Genomic DNA, 21,296 nt, shown 5'->3' with positions numbered 1-21,296 from the left:
CATGATTTTTGTGGTACCCGTTGAGCAGAACTGGTGGCGAATACGTCGACTTCTACCGCGAGCGCACTGCGCCCGGCGTCGCTTCAACCGGCAACGGTCTCCTCAGAGATCGGGTCGGCCGTGCCGGTCGCCACCGGTACGCCGACGGCGACTGACCCCTCAGTCGCGACGGCGGGCCGATGTCACGACGGTATCCAGGTCGGCGCCGGACGACCGCAACCCGGCCTGCACGGCTGTCGGCGAGCAGTTCGCCAGGGTGTCGGTGAGCAGGTCGAGCAGCGCCGCGTGGGCCGGCGCCGCGACGCCGTGCCGATCGGGGTGGCCGGGAATGCCGGACTTCCGCACCCGGTCGCGCAGTTCGTCCAACCGCAGCACCCAGAACGCCTTGTCCTGCGGAGCCAGCGCACAGCGACTCACGTCGTCGAACTCCTGCCGGCGCCCACTCGCCCCAGGTCTGCTCGCCCTGGTCACCGACATCCGCAGCACCTTGTCGACCGCGGCGAACACCGTCGCGTTCCCCCCGCCGTAGTCGAGACCCGAACGCTGACCCTGCACCGGCTGCTGCCCACGCTCCACAACCCCCCGCGCCAAGACCACAGCCAGCCCACGAAACTCCTGCCGCTGATACATCAACCGCAGCAACCGGTCATCCCAAGGCTTGCGTGACTGCCGGTCCGGCTTCGGCGCCAGGTAGTCGAACGCGAACGTCACCGGCACCGGCCCGTCCACAGCTGGCCACGGCTCCATCATGGTGATCGACTTCACCGGCCGGTAACGGGACTCCGCCAGCGCCTTCACACCACCGGCCTGACCCACCAACTCAAGAATCGCACCATACGCCGCCACCACCCGGTTGTCCGGATCACCCAGGCGCAGCCTCCGCATGGCCTCAACACTCTTCGGCTCCAGCAACGCAGCCACGTTCGCCCGCAGATACCCCTCAGCCTCCTGCCAACTGGACTGCGCCAACCACCCCGCCAGCACATCGGGCAGAGTGACGGTCGCCGGCTGCGGCGGGTCGAGCACCAGGTTTGCGGCGAGACCGTTGGACATGGCGGCCCCCGCGGCCCGGGCTGGCTCACCGGCCGGCGGGGCGGCAGGGTCCGACCGCGGCGCCGCCCGCATCAGCTCCTCCGCGGGTGGCGGCGCGAGACTCGCGTCGCCGCGGCCGGCCAACCGCGACCGGACGGCATCGTACGCCTGGACCGCCTCAACGAGTTGGTCCCGCACGCCCTGCTGCGACGCCGGGGTCAGGTCGCCGAGCAGGCCGTGCAACCCCTCCAGCCGCTCGCGGACATCAGCGAGCGCGGCCTTCGCCCCGACAGCGGCCGGATCCGCCGCGGCAGCCCGCGGCTCCAGCATCCGCACCGCCCACTGCCACAACCGCGCCCGGAACAGCACCACCGCCGCCGCCACACCATCCGCCGACCACGCCGCCTCCCGCATCGCCGCGTCAACCCGCGCCCGCTCAGCCGCCTCCCGCTCGACCGCCTCCCGCGCACGCACCTCCGCCCGCCACGCAGCACCATGCACCTCATCCACAGCAATCCACTCGGACGCCGCCTCCCGCACCGCCGCATCAACCCGCGCCCGCTCAGCCGCCTCCCGCTCGACCGCCTCCCGCGCACGCACCTCCGCCCGCCACGCAGCACCATGCACCTCATCCACAGCAATCCACTCGGACGCCGCCTCCCGCACCGCCGCATCAACCCGCGCCCGCTCAGCCGCCTCCCGCTCGACCGCCTCCCGCGCACGCACCTGGTCCTGGACGGTCGGTGTGGTCGGACCCTGTCGCATCGTCGACGCTCGCGGCACGGCGGGCAGGAAGCGCTGCGGCGGTGCGGTGACGGACGGATCGTCGGGGTCGCCGAAGACGGTACCGTGGTCCCGGTTGAGTTCCTCGGCGACGTCCTTCGGCAGAATTCCGTACATCGTGCCGCCGACGCTGACGTCCCGCCTGCCGTGGGTGACGAAGGTGCCTTCGAACTCGTACACGAGGAACTCGGTGTCGAACGTGAAGTTCGACTCGATGTAGTCACCGGCGGAACTGGTCCGCTCTTGGTCGCTCTTGCGCGTCGGATCGTAGGCGAAGCCGGACCCGAGCGCCCAGTTCTTCCCGGTCGTCCATTGTGGATGGAGGTCGAACCGGCCCGCCTGCTGCACGACGAGAATCCGTTTGGTCTCCGCTTCGATCGCCAGCTCGGGGAAGTTGAGCTCGGTCGCGTGGAACCTCGCCAGCGGGGTGCCGCGGGTGACGCCGAACCCCTGACGCAGTGAGTCGCCGGTGATCGAGGGCACCGTGAGGTCGTGATGCAGCAGTCGCGGGCCCGCGGTGCGCAGGTTGTTCTCGCTGAGCGCCACGGCGAGTATGTCCCCGTCCACCCGCGCCGGGTGCAGCGCGGACGTCCCGGTCGATCCCGCGACCGGTGCGGCGGCTCCGGCCGCCAGTGCCGCCACCTGTGCCGCTTGCGGTGTGGCGATCATCAGCACGTACTTCGACAGCACGTCGGTGAAGGCTTGCGGCCCGTCCGGCACGGCGGCCGGCGGCTGCGGGTGCCGCTCGGTGGAGGGGTCGGCGGCCGACGTCGCCGGCTGCGGCTCGTCCCGGACCATGAACTGCGGCACCAGCGCCTTGATCCGGCCGCGGATGTTGTCGACCGTGCCGATCGGGGTCGCGGCCCGATCGGTGCCTCCGACGTGTTTCGCGACCCACCGCAGCGCGTCGCCGACGAGGCGAGCCGGCTCGTGGACTTCGGTGACGTCGAACAGTTCGACCTTGAGGCTCAGGTCGTGTGTGAACTCCTCCGATCGGCCGGTGACGGGCTGGCTCTGTCCGTGCGCCTGCCCGTCCGCCGGTGGCTGCGGCTGCTGCGGTGACGGCTTGACCGCGATGCGCCGGATGTCCCGCCCGGTCGTCGTCTCCTCGGTCTCGGTCTTCGACTCGGTCTTCGTGCCGGCGTCGCCGCTGAGGTTGAGCCGGAAGTCACCGAAGACCCTGCGACCGGCGAGCTTGAACAGGTCCCACGACCAACTGCTGGCCGACTCCTGGCTCTCGGAGCTGATGTCGAACGACTGCCCGCCCATGGTCGCCGAGGCGTCCGAGCGCAGACGTCGGTACTGCTCCGGCCCCCACTGCGCGGTCACCTTGATCTTCAGCTTGCGGGTGTTGCCCGCCAGCCTGCCGGCGAGCGTCGCGGCCGGCACCGTAACGGTGTGCTCGATCGCGCCGCCCTTGAGGGTGATGGCGGTACGGCGCAACGCCCGATCCGAGAACTTGTTCGTCACGCCCCGGACCGTGGCGGTCGGCACGTCACGCTGGGCGCGTGCGAGCGCGCCGTGCGCAACCAGCAGATCCTTGATCTTGTCGACCAGGTTGTGGGAGCGGAAGCTGATCGACGTGCCCAGTGCCAGCGCGGCGTCGAACTTGACGTACGCGGTCCGGGTGTCCGCGGGCGGCGGCGCGGTCGGCTCATCGGCCAGCGCACCGGCCGGCACGTCGAACCCCAGGTCGATTGCGACCACGTGCGGAGCGCCCACCAGCACGCCGCCGTCGACCCACAGGCTGTCCCGGGCCGTGTGCGCGGCCCCGTCGCCCTGCCACCGGAAGCTGGTGATCTCGAAGAGCGCGTCAGCGCGGTTGCGGTAGCCGGGTGCCGCGTAGGTGGTCATGTTGATGGTCAGGTTGCCGCCGATCTCGTTCTCCGCCCGTCCTCGGGAGTATTCCCAGGTCGGCCGGGGCGGCCCCCACAGCAGGCGGTCACTGGTGGCGTTGGCGTCGGAGATGTCGCCGCCGCGGGCCGGGCCGCCGCCGGCCGGTGCGTTCGACCCGCCACCGCGCTGGCGCGGGACCAGACGGTGCGGGTCCCCGGGGACGTGCGGCGGCTCCGGACCGTGCCACGGATCGTGCCACGGAGCATGGGACGCGTCATGAGACACGCTGTGCGCCGGGGCCGGGTCCTGCGCGTCGTGGCCCGTGTCGAAGACCCGCACCACGGTGCTGACGCCGCCGCTGACCTCGGCCACCTTCGTGGAGAACCCGCGCTTGACGCTGTAGCGGCCGTCGGTCTCCAGGTAGTCCTCGGTGGACGCGTCGCGGCGTCCCTCGTACCGCTGGTTGAACAGCCTCAGCCTGATGCTCACAGCCCGGTTCCAGCCGTTCTGCTCCGGCAGCATGATCACCGCCGCATCGGGCGAGAGCATCGCCTCGAACTGTGCCGGCAGGTTCGTTGTCCGCAGCCCCTCCCGGATCTCGATCGGGATGTCCGACCTGTCCGCGACCGGTTCCTGCCCGGCGTGCCGACGAACCAGGTCGCCCGCAACCTTGGTCAGCCACTCCGAGCCGTGAACCAGCACGGACAGCCCCGACAGGTCACCCGACGGGATGCTCCACTCCTGGTGGCCGGCCAGGGCCCGTTCCGTCAGGTCGGGCGACGACGGCAGCGGGAACGGTCTGACCTGGACGACCTGCCCCTTGGCCGGTGTGCCCGGGCCGTCGTGCACCGGCAGGTACTGCGGCGGCACGCGCAGCGGCGTCCAGTACCTCGGGCCGTCCAGGATGACAGGGTCGGGCCGGCGGCGCAGACTGTCATGCTGCCGCACCACGCCGTAGACCCCCCAAGGCGTGGTGTAGTCGAACCGGCGGACGTCGCCGTTAAGCCGCTCCCGGAAGTACATCTTGCTGCCGGTGATCGTCTGCGCGCTGCGGGTCTGCCCGTGACCGGCCCCGTACATGACGCCCAGGTCGAACAGCCAGTCCTCGCCGACGTGCCCGTGCCACGCCGGTTCGAGGTCACCGCTGACCCGCCAGCCCCGCTCCTCGCCGACGGAGGCCGCGAACGCGCTCCTGTTCTGCACGTCAATCGACTCGCCCGGCTCCACGGTCGACGGGCGCAGCAGCGCACCGACGCGCGTCGCCACGCTCACCTCGAACTCGTAGCCACCCAGCTCGATCCGGAAGTCGATGCCGCCGCTCGCCGCATCGACGAAGCGCGCCCGCAGGGCAGGCGTGGCGAACCGCAGCGCCATGTCCCGGTACAGCTTCGAAAGGCCCGACCGGACCAGCAGGTCGCCCACGCCGGCATCGAGCACCATCCTGGTCAGCATGGCCACGGCCGCGAAGTACACGTCCTGCGCGCCGGGCACCTCACGCACCCGCGCGGGCCATACCGAGATCCGGCTGGCCAGCTCCGGCGGCTCGTACGGGTCCCGCAGCGGCGTGCTCCCGGCAGGCTCCTCGGGGGCGGCCTGCGCCTTCCACACGGCCGGGACGACCATGCCGGGCGCCACCTCCTCGAAGGCCAGCGCGCCGATCACGGTTCCCCCGTCGTCGACGAGGAAGCGCAGCAGTGGCCGCTGGTCCTCCAGCGGTGTCGCCTGCTGCTCGACCGGACCGTCCAGCACCGTCACCGGTGCGCCGGAGTTGCGCAGGTCCTGCCACTCCAGCCGGGCGGCCACCTCCGTCGGCAGGTACACCTGCACGGGCCCGAAGGCACGGGCGTAGGCCGTCAGCTCCACGGCGCCGGTGACCGGGTTCTGCTCGGTGAACGGCTCGTCCGCCGCAGGCGCCGCCGACCGGGCCTGCGGTGGCGCTGCGGTCCCGTCCGCCGGCTGCGCCGGGCCTTCCGAGCCGTCCGGCACGGCCTGTGGGATCCAGGCGGTCGGCAGATTGATGCCGCCGCCGGGCTCGACGAAGCCGCGGTACGCCCCGAGCACGGCGCCATCGGCGTCCACCACGAACCGCAGCGGTGTCTGATCAGGCACCGGCACGGCGCGCGTCTGCGGCGGCCCAGGGACCAGCACGACCTCCGACTCCGGGGCCTCGCCCAGTCCCCGCCATTCCGGCCGGCCGGCCACTTCCTGCGGGAGATGTACCTGGACCGGCCCGTGCGCGCGGGCGTAGGCCGCCACCTCGTCCGGGTCCCTGACCGGATGCTCCGCAGTGAACGGTTCCGGCAGGCCGGACGTCCCGGCCGCCCGCGACCGCTCGCTGGAGGTCTCCTGTGGCAGCCAGCGGCTCGGCATGTCGATGCCCTTGAAGCCCAGCGCACCGATCACTGCGCCGGTGTTGTCCACGACGAACCGCAGCGGCGTCTGGTCCGGCGTCGGGATGGTCTCCGTGTCCGGCACGTCCAGCAGCGTCACCGGCGCGCCGGACCCGCGCAGCGCCTGCCACTGCCGCAGCTGGGCCACCTCCGGCGGCAGGTATACCTGGGTCGGCCCGTGCCTGCGGGCGTAGGCGGCCAGCTCGGCCGCGCCGGTCACCGGGTTGTGGTCGGTGAACGGGTCGCTCGGGCTGCTGAACCGGTCGGCCGTGTTGGCGACGAAGGTCGTAGCGCCCCGCCACACCAGGCGGGCACGCCGCCGCGTGCCGAGCATGAAGCCCTTCAGATCGTTGGGGTGCACCCCCAGCAGGTCACCGACCGGCGACGCGGCCGCATCCGGATCGGCCCGGCCCGGATCACCGAGGACCGGCAGCTCACCCCTGGCAACACTCTCGGCCAGTGCCACCGTCTGAACGCCGCCAAGCGCCCGGTGCTCGAACTGCGCGGCGTGCTGGTGCGCGACGGCCAGCTCGCTCCTCGTGCTCGCCCGGACCGCTCCGATGAACTTCCGCGAGCCGGACTGCACCGCGATCTCGATGGCCCATTCGGCCTCATACCGCTGCTGCCCCAGCTGAGGGCTCGACATGAAGGCGGTCTTCGCCTGGAACTGGTCCTGCAAGGTGTAGCCGAACGACCGCTCGACGCCCCCGCCGGCGGAGAACGAGACGGACAGCGCCTTGAACAGTAGGTTGTCGAAGGGGAACTTCACCTCCGCCTTCGTCCCGAGCCTCCGCGCCGTCTTGGTGGTGTATGTCGCCGCCTGGTCGTCACGGAGCACGGGTGCGGCCGCGCCGATGTGCCGCACCTTCTTGAGGGTCGCCTTGGCGACCAGGACCGCCGTGCTGCGGTCGGGCAGCGTGATCTCGTCGGACACGTACGTGCCCGAGGTGAGGTACCGGTTGCGGTCCTTGAGCGCCTTCTCGTGCATGTACTCCGAACGGATTTCCCGCTCCGTCCGGGCCACCCGGGCGCTGCGCCCCCGCTTCTGGAAGCCGAGGCGGCGCAGCACCGAGAAGTTGGTGTTCACCAGCAGCCGTCGCAGGCTCCGCGCGATCGGCTCCACCTCAATGCCGTTGAGCGTGTGGTTGACCTCGAACACGGCGTCCGAGTCGACGACGTCGTGCCAGGGCCCCGGTTCCTGCCCGGGGCGCTGCGCGAACGGCTGTGGATAGGCCACCACCAGGTGCCTGGCCAACGTCGGCTGCGTGGGGTGCGTCGCCCCGTTGACAGACACCGTGGCACGCACGTCGGCCAGGTACGTGTCGAGGGCGTTGGCCAGGGACCGGCTGCCCGCCTGCAGCTCGTGCGCGGTCCCGTGCTTGCGGGTGTCGATCCGGCCGGCGCTGATCTGGATCTTGCCCGCCAGCAGGCTGAGGATGTCGGTGAGCTTCCGGCCGATGAACTCCGGCCCGGCCTGACCCTTGTGCTCGAGCCCCTCAATGGTGGCGTCCTTGGCCGTCATGTCGCCGTAGCGGCTGGTGCTCTGGGTGACCCAGTCCCGGCCCGCGTGCGGACCGAACTCCAGGGCGTCCGCACGAGTCCGCTCGCCCATCGCGAACCGGACCTCGACCCAGTCGGCGCCGTCGCGGACCAGCAGACCCTCGCGCAGCAGCCGAGTCCAGTGCGTGTGCTCGTCGTCCGTCAGCGCCTCGCGCAGCCGAGCCCGCAGCTCGTTCCTCAGGCCGTCGCGTTTGCCGACGACGAGGTTGACGATGTCGTCCACGGCGCGGTTGACCGCGGCCGCTTCGGCCTGCTCCCGGCTCTGCCCGGCGACGGCCCTTTCCGCCGGGTCCACGAATGGCATGACGTGGGCAATGAACGAGTCGCCGTCCATTCCGGCCTCGACGAACCAGGGCAGCCCGCGTTCCTCGGCCTGCTGCGCCTTCGGCGACACTTCCAGCTGGGATTCCAGTTCCAACTCGGACACGGACGGCGAGACCGGGCCGCGCATGTTGAGCGTCATCGAATCCGCCGGTTGCTTGCCGTTGGCCACGCTCCGACCCCCAGAATCCATCGATACGTCACTGTGACCCGGCGCCAGCGAGGTCGGCGCGTCGGCGAGGCTGGACGCGTCACCGCCGAGGCTCGCGGACACCGGCGCTGTCGAGCCCAGCGGCTCGAGGTCCGGATCATCGACATCCTCGACCGGTTTGCTCGGCACCGGCAGCAGTGCGGCGACCGGCGGCGGGTCGTTCATGCTGCCGGTCGGTTCGCCGCGCTGACTTGTCACCGACTCTTGCGCGGCCGACGCGGATGGCCCTCCAGCCGCAGCCGGATCATCCAACTCGATGTCCGTCACCGTGAACACGGTCAACTCCTCCCGCCCGACCACTGGCTCTTGACCCGACCGCAACGGCAGCAGGTCAGACAACGCCGGACCACCGCCACCCCCCAACCCACCACCCAACGCTGCAACCGTGGTCGCCCGGCCATCCGGACCAACCACCAACACCACCGTCGCCGGATCACCCAACGCCGCCAACCGCCAGTCATCCACCACCCGCGTAACAACCGGCCCCGGAACACCACCCGAACCCGACGGCGCCCCAAACCACCACAACGCACCACCCCCAACACCCCCCATCAACCACGCCATCACAGCCGGCCCCCCATCACGCGACCCGAACCACACCAACGCCGCCGAACCAGGCACACGCAACAAGCCATCCACCAACGCATCAACATCCCCCACCGGCACCAGACCACCACCAAGCACCGCCAACAAATCGGCGACCGACACCGGCATCACCTTCCGCGCCAACACCCCCGCATCCACCTCCGACAGAACCGCAAACCGCGCCAAATACACCGCAAAGGCCAACGCCGCCGACGGCACCGACACCCGCAACCGCTGCTGAATCTCCCCCAACACCCCAACCAACAACTCAAGCCGCCCCCACGACGGCTCAGCCCCACCCGAACCAAACCCCACCGCCTCCCGCACCGCCTCCCGCGCCGCCACATGCGACCACGGCAACCCCCGCACCGCCACCGCCTCACCCCACCCCACCTCCCGACCCAACACATCCACACCAACCAACCGCCCCGACCGCGCCAACCCCACCGGCACCTGCACCTGCACCCCATACAAATCCGCAAGCCCCTCCACCGCCACCGCATCATCCACCAACGGCACCCCCCCAACCCCCCAACGCTCAACACCCCACGGCACCAACACCAACTGATCCCCAAACGGCTGACCACGAACAAACCCCAACCCCACCGCCGAACGCGGCACCTCCTCCACCAAAAACACCAACGCCGCATCAACCGGCCGAACCGCAACCACCGACGCCGCCAACGCCACCGAATCCCCAACCCCCACCAACCCACCCGTCAACACCAACCCACCCGGCACAACCAAAATCTCCCGACAACCATCACCAACCACCACCCAACTCCCCTCTCACGACAGCGCGACACCCACAGACCAGCACCGCACACTGACACCCCCCACCACCCAGCCGGTATTGCCTCCGTGTCCGGCTGACGGAGGGCGGGTGAAGAGTGGAGACTTTTTCTTACAATCCCGAGGGGTGCGGTTCCCCACGTAGCGTGGAGGCCAGAGCTTGTGGGATGGGTCTGCAACTTCTCGTTTGACGTGACGCTGCGTTATCGGCGGGTTGAGCGTGAACGGCGTGTAGCGGCCGATAAGCGGTATTGATGTAAGTATATTGATGTGATGGTCGGCCGTTCTGCGGCTGCGCAGCTGGCCTGGGCGCGTTGGGGTGCCGGGGCCGGGACGGCCTTTGTCTGGACTTTCGCAGTGGCGGCACGGCCTCGGTCGTCTGTGCTGTGCCGAAAGCCCTGGCGTGCAACGGAATGAGCCGACGCAGTGTGGAAGTCGAGGTCGTGTTCGACCGTCACGCGGCCGCGGATGTCTCCGCGGCCTACGCCATCTTGGTGCCACCACGCCGGGCCCGTGTCCGGGCCGGTCAGAAGGGAGCGTCCCATGACGAGCGCAGCGATCTACGCCCGGGTGTCCTCGGCCCGGCAGAAGAAGGACGAGACGATCGGCTCGCAGACCGCAGCGCTGCGCGCGCACGCCGGGCAGTTGGGCGTCGAACTGCCTGAGGAGTGGGTTTTCGAGGACGAGGGCCACTCCGGGGCAACGTTGCTGCGTCCCGGCCTGGAACGGCTGCGTGACCTGGTCGCGTCCGTGGGCGTGGACGTCGTGCTGGTCTACTCCCCGGACAGGCTGGCCCGCAAGTTCGCCTACCAGGCGCTGCTGATCGAGGAGTTCGCCCGGGCCGGCACCCGGGTGGAGTTCGTACGCGGCCCGCGCGGGGACAGCCCCGAAGATCAGCTGCGGTGCAGTTCCAGGGCATGTTCGCCGAGTACGAGAAGGCTCAGCTGATGGAGCGCTACCGGCGGGGCAAGACGTTCCGCGCCCGGTCGGGGTCGGTGAACGTCCTCGGCGGCGCTCCGTTCGGCTACCGCTACCTGCGCAAGACCCCCGAGGCCGGCGCCTGCTACGAGATTGTTGAGGCCGAGGCGGCCCTGGTCGCGGAGATGTTCCGCCGCTACACCGACGAGGGCGCCACGATCGCCGGCTTGACCCGCTGGCTGACGGGCCAAGGCGTGGGCCCACGTCTTCAAGGGAGACAAGCCTGGCAAGCCCGCCGCTACCGGAATCGTCGAGCTATACGCGACGCGATGGCCGATCGAGCCGGCGAACGCCGCTGGGAAACAGCACATGGGAGTCGGGCAGGCACGCAACCGGCTACCGAGGGCCGTCGAACGGACCGTGCCGTCCGGGATGCTCATCCAGTCACTGGTCATCGTCTGGTACGCGGTGCCCGGTCACCACCCCGACGACGTCGATCTTCGCCGCCAGACCCAGCCGTGGTACGACACCAAGACCGAGCCATCATTCGAAGACATGCTCACCAAGCCCCGCAAGACCCTTATCGCAGCCCGGTTTTCCACCGTTCGCACAGGTCAGACCGACCCGAAATACTACGTGACTACGCCCTGGCCTGCGCCGCAGCCGCCGCATAGACGCGAAACACGAGCAGATACCGAAAGATCTTTCATAGACTTCAGCGACGCCAAAACCGGCAGGCGCAACGACGCCACGGCCGCCGACGCAACCGAGGGCCAGGGTGTGAACGACGATCGGTGGAACAACGCAAGCTCTCAGCGGAACTTGCCGCCGTCTGAGGCTGGCCAACGGATAACCTGCCAACCGCACGGCATCGCTAACGTCTCCTGACATGATGGTTGGGAACGGACGCAAATAAGCCGCTGAGGTTGCGTGTTCGAGCAGCTCACCGGTCAGGTGATGGTCACCTTGTCGACATCCGGCGCCGCTCCTTCCTCATTGAAGAGCGCCACGTTGACCTCGCCCGCCGGGATCGTCGCGGTGAACGTCAGCCGGCGCGGGGCCTCCCAGCTCGTGCCGTCGACGGTAGTGACGTACGGCAATCCGTCGTTGATCGAGACCTTGAGGAGGCGCGGCACGTCTGTCTCGTAAACGACGGTGACGGTGCGGGTGCCTGCCACGTTCGCGGTGGCGCGGACCACCACGCGGTTCACGCCTATGATGTAACGCACCCGGGCGCCGCCGTCGCAGGTGGCGCAGTCGACGACGCCTGCGCCCCCGAAGAGGGTGTTGCCGGGGTCCTCGGTCTGCACGCTGATCGGGGCGAATGCGGGTGGCGGGGGCGCCGTCGTCCGCGTCGGCGCGGCGTCGCCGGTCCGCGAGGCATCCGTCCCGGACGACCCGCCCGTGATTTTCCCTAGCACCAGGACGGTCGCCATCACCAGTATTGTCATGACAACCGATCGCCAGATGCGCCGCGTCCGGGGTGCCCGGCGCCGACCGTAGAGCCAGTCCGACATACTCCGCACGGTATCGGCTGCGCGGACGGGCGTTCTTGAGCCGAAAGACCCATTGACGCCCGGGCGCGGACCAACCCGCGCGGTGTGGGACCACGACGCGGCGATGGCGACGATCCGCGGGTTCGTGGTCGAGGCGTTGCGTGCTCAGCCCTTGGTCGTGGCGGCGTTGGACGAGTCCGGGCAGGAGAAGGACGGTGCGGCGACCGCCGGGGTGCAGCGGCTGTACATGGGCTGCGCCCGGCGGATCGCGAACGGGGTGAACACGGTGTACTGCTCCTATGCCACCCCGTCCGGGCACGCTCTGGTCGGTGCCCGGATCTACGTTCCCGCCGACCAGCTCGCAGACCCGGATCGCCGGGCCGTGCTGGGTATCGGGGCGCAGACCGCGTTCCGGTCCAAACCACAGTTGGCCGTGGACATCTTGCGGGACATGATCACCGACGCCACGATGCCCGGATGGTGCGCCGGCGACGAAGTCTACGGTCGCTCCGGCGAACTGCGCAGTTTCTGCGAGGACAACGGGATCGGATACGTGCTTCGGGTGGGCCGGGCGTTCCACACCGACCTGGCTGTGGGTATCCGGATGCGCGCTGACGCGGTGGTGAACACGGTGCTGTCCACTCAGGACAGCTGGCAGATCCGTGCGGTACCCGGATCCAAGGGCCACCGGCGGTACGCCTGGGCGTGGGTCGCGACCCGCAGCCCGCAGCATTTCCTGTTGCTGCGCAAGCATCTGCAGACCGGTGAGGTCGCCTACCACTACTGCCACGTCCCGCCGGGCCGGACGGTCCCGCTGATGACCTTGGTGCGGGTGGCGTGTCTACGCTGGCCGGTCGAGGAGGACTTCGAGTTCGGCAAGGACCACTCCGGCCTCGATCATGCCCAGGTCCGCCTCTACACCGCCCTCAACCGCCACCTCGTGCTGGCCATGGCCGCCCTCGCCGTCTGCGCCGTCACCGCCGCACAGGCGAAGACCCGTGCCCCCGCAACGATCCTGCCCACCGCTGCCCCGGACGTTTGAACGTCGGTGCGGCGTGTTCCTTCTCGGAGTGGCAGATAGCCGTTGGAATCCCGAGTCGGCGGACTTTGCCAACCTTCTTGGGAATCGCCCGTTCCCGCACGGGTTCGGGCCGGTAGGCGCCTTGTTCGAGCCGGTCGCGAAGCCCGCGAAGGAACGGCTCCTCGCCGACCTGCTGCTGCTCCACATACGAGCAGCTGACACCATCGACCCCGGCGCTACGGGCTCCACGATTCGTTCGTACTCGCAGCCACGCCACCCGCAGGGTGGCCAGGTCGGCAACGAGGTTGAACAGATCGTGGAACTGCTTGTCCGCCCGCCCAGCACTCCGTCTGCGACGGATACTCAATGATCGATTACAGCCGATCACGCTCGAGCGCTGAAGGCCCAGGCCGCATCACGGAATCCACGATCCAAGGGATTGACAGCTGCTGGTAGCAGCTGACCGGCGGACCACCCCGCATGCGCGGGGACGACGAGTGGATTATCAATACGGGGAGGTGGACACGATGGCGTGGCTCTCAGGGGGTGACACGCCATCGTGGTCATCGGGGCGGTCGCCGGGCTCAGCGCTCGACGATCGCCGGGAGGAGGCGGGCGACGGTGTCGCCACCCTCGAGCCGGACGAACCGGCCGCCCCTGTCCCGCGCGGTCACGGCGTGCGCGCCGAGCAGCCGGGCGGAGCGGACGAGGACCATGGCGAGTTCCAGGTCCAACGTGCGGATCAGCAGGGCGCCCGAGGTGCGCACCGGCCGGCCGGCGAGCAGCACGCCGCGCCACGCCGAACCCGCGTACTCCTGGCGGCGCCGCCGGCGGGGGTCCGTGGGGCCGAGCAGTGTCGGGTCGACCAGCACCCCCGCGCCGGCCCGCCACAGCGTCGTGAGCGCGTCGACGACCGGCTGGAGCGCTGCGGCGTCCACCGTCACCCGGTGGACGAGGTGCCGGTGGCGAATCCCGCCGGAGACGGACACGACGTTGACCTGGCGCCCGGGGGCGGACAGGGCCGTGCCGAACCGGTGGGCCGCGACCCGCGAGTCGAAGTCGGCCACCACACCGGCGGCGCGGTCGTGCCAGCTCGCCGGCCGGTCCCGGCGGGTCCCGGCACGAGCCCCGGTGAGGTACCGGTACATGACGGCGGCGTCGAACGCCGTGGCGGCGGCCGAAGATTCGGTGGTGGCCAGAGCCGACTGGACCTGAGCGATGACCGGGAACATCTGAACTCCTCCGTCACCCCATGACCGGCGTCGTGTGTATCGACGTAGATGGAGGCTATTGACGGCGTCCGTCCGGCGGCGGTTCTTGAGGAAGGCTTGTGGATGCGGCCGCGGGCGTGTCCCTCAGCGCGCAACCTTGGCCGCGCGGTAGTACGCGCGGGCGCCGTCGTGCAGCGGGACCGCGCCGGTGAATATCCCCGCATGGCGGTCGACCTGCCCGACCGCGGGGACCGAGCCGGTGATCCCCGCGGCGCTCGCGAACAGCACGCCGGTCATCCGCTCGACGACGTCGTCCGGCGTGGCCTCGGTGGCCAGCAGCAGGTTGGGCACGACGAGGGTCGTGACCGGCCCGGTCATCCCCCGGTACGTGCCGGCCGGCACGCTGCCGGCCTGATAGTAGGAGCCGTAGGTGGAGCGCAGTGTCGCGGCGATGTCGGCGAGATCGATCAGGCGGACCGCGGACTGCCGGGCCAGGTCGAGCACCGCCGGCGTCGCCAGCCCTCCGGTCACGAAGAACGCCTCGATGCGGCGCTCGCGCATGGCCGTGTTCGCGTCGGTGAGGCTCAGCTCGATCCGCCGCAGGTCGCCGTCGGGGTCGAGCCCGGCGGCGCGGAGGACCCGGTCGGCGACGAGCGCGGTGCCGGACCCGCCGCTGCCGACGGACACCCGCATCCCGCGCAGGTCGGCGGCGGTGTGCACCGGCAGTTCGGCCCGGACGATCAGGTGGACGTAGTTGTCGTACAGGCGGGCCAGCGCGCGTACGGGCGCCTCGCCGGTCGAGGCCGACTGAGCGGCGTACGCCTCCACCGTGTCCGCGGTCGCGAACCCGAACGTCACACGTCCCCGGCCCAGCAGATGGAGGTTCTCCACGGCACCGGCGGTGGTCAGGGTGCCGGTCGGGCCGAGCTCGCCGCCGGCGGCAGCCGCCAGCGCCAGGCCGTAGCTGTGGTCCACCTCGCCCGAGTCGCCGATGGCGAGCAGCACCGGTGTCGTCCGCCGGCTGCCGGAGCCGGACCACGTCCACGGTGAGCTCGTGTATCCGGCCACGCCGAGCAGGACCGCGGCGGCCGCGGCCAGGATCCACCGGCGGCCAGCCCGGCGGGTCACGCCCCACCGCCGGCCGGGCGTGGCAGCCGGATCGTCACGCACAGGCCGTGCGGTTCGACTCCCGCGAAGGCAAGCGTGGCTCCGGTGGTCTCCAGCAGCGCCCGGGCGATGCTGAGACCCAGTCCGCTCCCGGGGATGTTCTGGCTGGCGGCGCTGCGCCAGAACCGGTCGCCGACGTGGGCCAGGTCGTCCTCGCTGAGCCCCGGCCCGCTGTCGGTCACCTCGACGTCCACGGCCGCGGCCGTGGACGTGACGGCGACGGTGATCTGGCCTCCGCCGGGTGTGAACTTCACCGCGTTGTCGAGCACGGCGTCCAGCGCGGAGGAGACCAGGATCGGATCGACCAGGGCGACGGCGGCCGGGGCGGGTTCCGTGGCGGGTAGGCCGGGCAGTCGCACTCCGCGCCGGTCGGCGAGCGGTCGCCAGGCGGCGATCCGGCCCCCCACCAGGTCGTGCACGTCGGTACGGACCGGCCGGGCCGTCACGTGTACGACCGTGGCCAGTTCGAGGAGCTCGTCGAGGATCTCGCCGAGCCGCACCGCCTCGTCGCGGGCCAGGTCGAACTGCTGACGCTGCTGACCGTCGAGGCCCATGCCGAGCGCTTCGAGCCGCAGGACCAGCGCCACCAGCGGATTGCGCAGCTGGTGGGACGCATCGGCGACAAAAGCCTGCTGACGCTGCATCGCCAGGTCGACCGCCTGCGCCATGCCGTTGAACGTGGTCGACAGCCGGCGCAGCTCGACCGGGCCGGTGACCCCGCCGATCCGGGCGGTCAGGTCGCCCGAGCTGATGCGGCGGGCCGCGGCGTCGAGCACGTAGACCGGCCGCAGCACCCACGTCGCCAGACGCGTCGCCGCAGCGCCGAGCAGGACCATCGCGGCCAGGTCGGCGACGAACAGGAGCAGCAGGTCGCGCCCGACGCTGACCCGCAGTCGCGCCGCGACCGAGACGGTGACCGCCACGGCGACGACGTTGTCACCGCGGATCACCGGCACCGCCACGACGATGGGCCGGTCCGACCAGGGCCAGATCGTCGGCGGTGCGGTGCTCTGGTGCCCGGCCGCCGCCTGGCGGATGCGTTCGACGACGTCGTCCCGGTCGAGATCGGCCAGCGCGCCGGAGATCGCCCACGTCGTGCCTCCCCGGCCGACCACAGCGACCGTGATGCCGTACAGGTCGGCGTAGCGCTCGAGGTCGTCACGAAGCGCCTCCTGCGCGACGGACGTGGTCGCCTGCTGCGCGATGGCCGCGAACTGGCTGGTGTCCTGCAGCCGGTCGACGAACATCTCCTGCTGGCGCCCGGCGGCGATACTCCGGCCGAAGGGCACGCTCAGCGCGGCCAGGACGCATCCAATGAGCAGCGTCAGCAGCACGACCAGCCGCGTGCGCATCGGCTCAGGCGTCCGCGGAGGGCAGGACCGGGAGCGTCAGCCGGTAGCCCACACCGCGAACGGTCTTGATGAGCCCCGGCGTGGCGAGCTTCTGACGCAGCGAGGCGACGTGCACCTCCAGCGTGTGCCCCGCGCCCTCCCACGCGGTGCCCCACACCTCACTCATGATCTGTTCCCGGCGGAACACCACGCCGGGGTGGCGGGCGAGCAGCGCGAACACGTCGAACTCCTTGGCGGTTAGGTGGATACACCGGTCGTCCACCGTGACGATGCGCGACTCGGGGTGCAGGCTCACCGGCCCGAAAACCTGCGGTGCGGAGCCGGTGGCGGGTGCCTGGCCCGCGCGCCGTGTCACGGCGTGGATCCTGGCCACCAGTTCGGCGGGGGCATATGGCTTGACGATGTAGTCGTCGGCGCCGAGATTCAGCCCGTGTACGCGCGAACGCCAGTCCGCCCGGGCCGTGACGACGATGATCGGCACGTTCGACACCTTGCGCATCTGTGTGCACACCTTAAACCCGTCGCGGTCCGGCAGGCCCAGGTCGAGCAGCACGACGTCGGGGCCGTCGGCGACGAGTTCCAGCGCCTGCTCGCCGGTGCGGGCGCAGGCGACGTCCAGGCCGTGCTGGGCCAGGACGGCACGCAGCGCGGCCATCACCCTGTCGTCGTCCTCGACGACCAACACCTTCATCGGATTCTCCATCGGCAAAGCGTGGGGTCTTGCTGTGTGAGCTGGCGGTGGCATGACCAGCGCGCCGGCCGTGCGGACTCAGTACCGGCTGACCGCGGGCGCTTCGGGCATGGCCGGGTCGTACCTCCCGGCGGTGCCGGTCCACGCCTTGGCGTACCGGCCGTCCTTGGCGATCGTCTCCAGGACGTCGTTGACGAAGGCGCGGAACCTGTGGTCGCCCTTGCGCAGGCCGATCCCGTACGGCTCGGTGGTGAACCTGGCGCCGACGAGCTTGAAGTCCTCGGGGTGCTGGGCCACGAAGCCGGTGAGGATGACGTTGTCGGTCGTGACCGCGTCCACCTGGCCGGCTCTCAGGGCGTCGGCGCACTTGGTGTAGACGTCGAAGAGGACGAGCTGCGCCGCCGGGTCCTTGAGGTACGTGGTGATGTTCTTCGCCGGGGTGGACCCGGTCGATGAGCAGACCTTCTTGGTACCGAGGCGGAACGTCTTCGGGCCGGTGACCGAGTTGCCGGACGTGCGGGTCGTGATCTGCTGGCCGGCGACGTAGTACGGACCGGCGAAGTCGACGCGTTCGAGCCGCTCGGCAGTGATGGTGTAGGTGGCAACCACGATGTCGACCTTGCCGGTCCCGAGGTACTCCTCCCGGACCTTCGGTGTGGACTCGACCCACTCGATGCCAGCCGCCGGTATGCCCAGCTCGGCGGCGACGATCTTACCGATCTCCACGTCGAAGCCGGTCGGCTTGCCGTCCGGGCCTGCGAGCCCGAAACCCGGCTGGTCGAACTTGGTACCGATCCTGATCTTCCCGGCGCGATGGAGCCGGTCCATCGTGGTGCCGGCCTCGAACGTGACTTCCGCGACCGGTCCGTTGTCGTGGCTGGAGGGGGTGTCACCCATTCCGCAGGCGCTCGCCTCCGGTCAAGGTCAGGACCCAGGCGACCACGATCGACGGGACGCGAGCTCGCCGCATGCGCTGCTCCTCGGTCTCGGCCGCCGGTCGTGCTCATGTGGCGGCGGGGTTGGGAATCGTGGGGGACGAAGGTCAGCATCGGGTGGCAAGTTCCGGAGACGCTCAAGTCCCCGGTCGGGGCGCCCCGCCCCCGGTTGACTCGGACGACCAGGCCCAACCCGACCGGAAGAGGCGCCGATGCAGCCGCTGACTACCGACGAACCCGAGGCTTCGACCACCGCCCAACGGGTCAGATCCGAGCACGATCTCCTGGGCGACCGTGACGTACCCGCCGAGGCTTACTACGGCATCCACACCGCACGCGCGGTGGACAACTTCCCGATCAGCGGAGTGCCCATCGCGATGCACCGCGACCTGGTCGTGGCCATGGCCTGCTGCAAGCAGGCGGCCGCGCTGGCCAACCGGGAGCTGGGCATGCTCACCCTGGACAAGACCGCCGCGATCGTCGCAGCCTGCGCCGACATCCGCGCCGGCATGCTGCACGAGCAGTTCGTCGTCGACGTCGTGCAGGGCGGCGCCGGTACCTCGACGAACATGAACGCCAACGAGGTCATCGCCAATCGGGCGCTGGAGCATCTGGGTCAGCCCAAGGGACACTACGAACGGCTGCACCCGCTCGACGACGTCAACCGGAGCCAGAGCACCAACGACGTCTACCCGACCGCGATCAAGATCGCCCTCCACATGTCCACAGGCCGCTTGCTGACAGCGATGGCGGAGCTCCGGGCGGCGTTCGAAGCCAAGGCCGACGAGTTCGCCAACGTGGTCAAGATGGGACGTACCCAACTGCAGGACGCCGTTCCGATGACCCTCGGGCAGGAGTTCGGCGCCTTCGCCGTCATGATGGGCGAGGACATCGACCGGCTGACCGAGGCAACCAAGCTGATCACGGAGATCAATCTCGGCGGCACGGCCATCGGGACGGGCGTCAACACCCATCCGCGGTACGCCGAGGTGGTGCGCCGCCACCTCACGTCGATCACGGGCATCACCCTGACGACGGCGCCGGACCTCATCGAGGCGAACCAGGACGCGGGTGTCTTCGTCCAGCTCTCGGGCGTGCTGAAGCGCATCGCGGTGAAGCTGTCCAAGATCTGCAACGACCTGCGACTGTTGTCGTCTGGGCCCCAGGCGGGCTTCGGTGAGATACGGCTGCCGGCGGTGCAGGCAGGCTCGAGCATCATGCCAGGCAAGGTGAACCCGGTCATCCCGGAGGTGGTCAACCAGATCGCCTTCGCCGTGGTCGGCCACGACATGACCGTCACCATGGCCGCCGAGGGCGGACAGCTGCAGCTCAACGCCTTCGAACCGATCATCGCGCACAGCCTGTTCACCAGCGTGTCCTACCTGCGCGCCGGATGCCAGGTCCTCGCGGACCGCTGCGTACCCGGCATCGAGGCCGAACGCGACCACCTGCGTCACACCGTCGAGCGGTCCATCGGCGTGCTCACCGCACTCAGCCCGTACATCGGCTACGCGCAGACGTCGAGCCTCGTCCATGAGGCGTTCACCACCGGCAAGGGGGCCCACGAACTCGTACTCGACCACGGCCTGCTGACCCGCGACGAACTCGACGCCCTCCTCGGCGACCCCATTCAGCTCACCCGCCCCCACCGCCCGTTCGCCGAGATCGACCTGCCCGACTGATCCTGCGCACGTCAACCAGTCGGGCGGTCCCGGCATCGTCACGTCCACATCCCAACGACGATCCGCAACGCAGTGGCGTTCATGCGCGTCGCCGGCATCCCGGTCTGAGACCGCACGCGCCGCCCGGCCCGCAGGCCGAGCGGCGCGTCATCCAACACCGGGAGGCGGCAGGCACACCGGCTATCGCTTACCGGGCATGCCTCAGAAGCCGAACTTCCACTTCTGGTAGCCGCCCCCGTTACAGACATGGCGGTAGCCGCTTCCGTTTCCGTTGCTGTCGAGGCAGGCGCCAGTGTCCTCGTTCTGGAACTGGACCTGGTCATAGCCGCTGCCGTGCACCAACCAGGGAGCAACCCCGGCCTCGAGGTCCACACCGGCGCGCCCCGCCCGGGCACCGCGGTCGTGACCGCCGACGCCGGGGTCGCGGCGGGCGGCACCATCACGCTGCAGGGCCGCCCGTTCCCGGTCGCATCGGTCGCGCCCGGCACCCGGACGGTCTGGCTGACGCCCGAGGACATCACCGCCGTGTACGGCGATCCGCCCCCGCGCCTCGCCGAGGTCCAGCTCGACCCGGCCGCCGGCGTCCCGAAGCTCGACGCCCGCGCCGCGCTGGACCGGGCCCTGGCCACCTTCCCGTCCGTGGTCGCCTACGACCACGACGAGTACGTCAGCAGCCTCAACGAGCTGCTGAACCAGCGCCTCGACGCCGCGACCGCCCTGCTCCACGCGATCGGCCTGACCCGCCGCTGGCTCCGGGTGACCCTCGCGGCCGAGGCGCTCGTCATGGCCCTCACCGGCGCCCTGACCGGCGTCGCCGCCAGGGTCGCCATCACGCTCTGGGCGCGGGGATCGATCCTGACCAGCAGAACTGGCTGGCCGTGGACGCTCGCGAACCCGCCGAACGTCCGCCTGACCGGAGCCGCCGACCCGGACTTCGGCCCCACCTTCCACCTGGTCACTGCCTCACAGGCCTATCCCGCCTATCCTGACGTGACGCTGGCTCGCGGTGGCACGGCTTACGTGACGGCGCTCTACCTCCTTGGCCGTACCTACATCGGCCCCTCCGCGCTCCTGGTGTGCTCAAAGATCAAGCTCGGTGGTGTCGACCAGCGGATCGGCCAGGATCGCGAGGCGGAACAGCTGCCAGATGAGGTCGCGGGCGGGTTGCCAGTCGGTGTTCCAGATGCCGCTGCTGCTGATGTGGAAGGTGCTGGGCAGCATGAGGTGGGCGCGTAGCAGGACTGTGGTGACGGCAAGGTCGTAGGGGTGTGCGCTGGTTTGGCAGTAGCGCCGTTGAGGCCGGCTGGGGCTGG

Annotated in this window: 13 protein-coding genes; 6 read left to right on the top strand and 7 right to left on the bottom strand. The window is 70.2% G+C overall.

Translation table 11 applies throughout. The annotated features are described in order from the left end of the window. Nucleotides 1-159: 159 nt before the first annotated feature. Nucleotides 160-8,409: a hypothetical protein gene (locus ACQPY0_RS19545; RefSeq protein ID WP_432990788.1), complete on the bottom strand. Its 8,250-nt coding sequence runs from the start codon at nt 8,407-8,409 to the stop codon at nt 160-162. A gap of 109 nt (nt 8,410-8,518) precedes the next feature. On the opposite strand from ACQPY0_RS19545, the gene ACQPY0_RS19540 reads away from it, so the two are divergent. From ACQPY0_RS19540 to ACQPY0_RS19530, 3 genes are all read left to right on the top strand, one after another. Beyond that, the gene (locus ACQPY0_RS19540; protein ID WP_432990786.1) at nt 8,519-8,959 is read left to right on the top strand and encodes a hypothetical protein; all 441 of its coding nucleotides are present in this window, start codon (nt 8,519-8,521) and stop codon (nt 8,957-8,959) included. Between the two features lie 1,094 nt (nt 8,960-10,053). Beyond that, nucleotides 10,054-10,458 carry a recombinase family protein gene (locus ACQPY0_RS19535; protein WP_432990784.1) on the top strand — a complete coding sequence of 135 codons (405 nt, stop codon included), beginning with the start codon at nt 10,054-10,056 and terminating at the stop codon, nt 10,456-10,458. A 339-nt stretch (nt 10,459-10,797) separates the two neighbouring features. After that, entirely contained in the window at nt 10,798-11,316 is a 519-nt protein-coding gene (locus ACQPY0_RS19530; RefSeq protein WP_432990782.1) for a hypothetical protein, read from the top strand. A 62-nt stretch (nt 11,317-11,378) separates the two neighbouring features. Here the strand turns inward: ACQPY0_RS19530 and ACQPY0_RS19525 are convergent, their stop codons facing one another. Further along, on the bottom strand, nt 11,379-11,945 hold the full coding sequence (locus ACQPY0_RS19525) for a hypothetical protein (protein ID WP_432990780.1): 567 nt from the start codon (nt 11,943-11,945) through the stop codon (nt 11,379-11,381). A gap of 103 nt (nt 11,946-12,048) precedes the next feature. Between ACQPY0_RS19525 and ACQPY0_RS19520 the strand changes: the two genes are divergently transcribed. Further along, nucleotides 12,049-12,966, top strand: coding sequence for an IS701 family transposase (locus ACQPY0_RS19520; protein ID WP_432990778.1), 918 nt, complete (start codon nt 12,049-12,051; stop codon nt 12,964-12,966). A gap of 563 nt (nt 12,967-13,529) precedes the next feature. Here the strand turns inward: ACQPY0_RS19520 and ACQPY0_RS19515 are convergent. The 5 genes from ACQPY0_RS19515 to ACQPY0_RS19495 form a co-directional block, all read right to left on the bottom strand. Next, a complete protein-coding gene (locus tag ACQPY0_RS19515) occupies nt 13,530-14,177 on the bottom strand; it encodes a hypothetical protein (protein WP_432990776.1) in 648 nt (215 codons plus the stop codon). 123 nt (nt 14,178-14,300) lie between these two features. Beyond that, nucleotides 14,301-15,284 (bottom strand): TAXI family TRAP transporter solute-binding subunit, encoded by a 984-nt coding sequence (locus tag ACQPY0_RS19510; RefSeq protein WP_432990774.1) that lies wholly within the window; start codon nt 15,282-15,284, stop codon nt 14,301-14,303. Then, nucleotides 15,281-16,675, bottom strand: coding sequence for a sensor histidine kinase (locus ACQPY0_RS19505; RefSeq protein WP_432990772.1), 1,395 nt, complete (start codon nt 16,673-16,675; stop codon nt 15,281-15,283). Before ACQPY0_RS19505 ends, ACQPY0_RS19510 begins: the two co-directional genes overlap by 4 nt. A 4-nt stretch (nt 16,676-16,679) precedes the next feature. After that, nucleotides 16,680-17,366 (bottom strand): response regulator transcription factor, encoded by a 687-nt coding sequence (locus tag ACQPY0_RS19500; protein ID WP_432990770.1) that lies wholly within the window; start codon nt 17,364-17,366, stop codon nt 16,680-16,682. A 78-nt stretch (nt 17,367-17,444) separates the two neighbouring features. Continuing rightward, nucleotides 17,445-18,263 carry a glutamate ABC transporter substrate-binding protein gene (locus tag ACQPY0_RS19495; RefSeq protein ID WP_432990768.1) on the bottom strand — a complete coding sequence of 273 codons (819 nt, stop codon included), beginning with the start codon at nt 18,261-18,263 and terminating at the stop codon, nt 17,445-17,447. Nucleotides 18,264-18,513: 250 nt separating this feature from the next. Between ACQPY0_RS19495 and ACQPY0_RS19490 the strand changes: the two genes are divergently transcribed. Then, the gene (locus tag ACQPY0_RS19490; RefSeq protein WP_432990766.1) at nt 18,514-19,983 is read left to right on the top strand and encodes an aspartate ammonia-lyase; all 1,470 of its coding nucleotides are present in this window, start codon (nt 18,514-18,516) and stop codon (nt 19,981-19,983) included. Nucleotides 19,984-20,316: 333 nt separating this feature from the next. Next, a complete protein-coding gene (locus tag ACQPY0_RS19485) occupies nt 20,317-21,219 on the top strand; it encodes a hypothetical protein (protein WP_432990764.1) in 903 nt (300 codons plus the stop codon). Nucleotides 21,220-21,296: the final 77 nt, after the last annotated feature.

The organism is Dactylosporangium sp. CA-233914 (genome assembly GCF_050942935.1).
In the GTDB taxonomy this organism is placed as follows: domain Bacteria; phylum Actinomycetota; class Actinomycetes; order Mycobacteriales; family Micromonosporaceae; genus Dactylosporangium.
The sequence above is the reverse complement of the archived record's forward strand: the minus strand, read 5'-3'. Positions and strand labels throughout refer to the sequence as shown.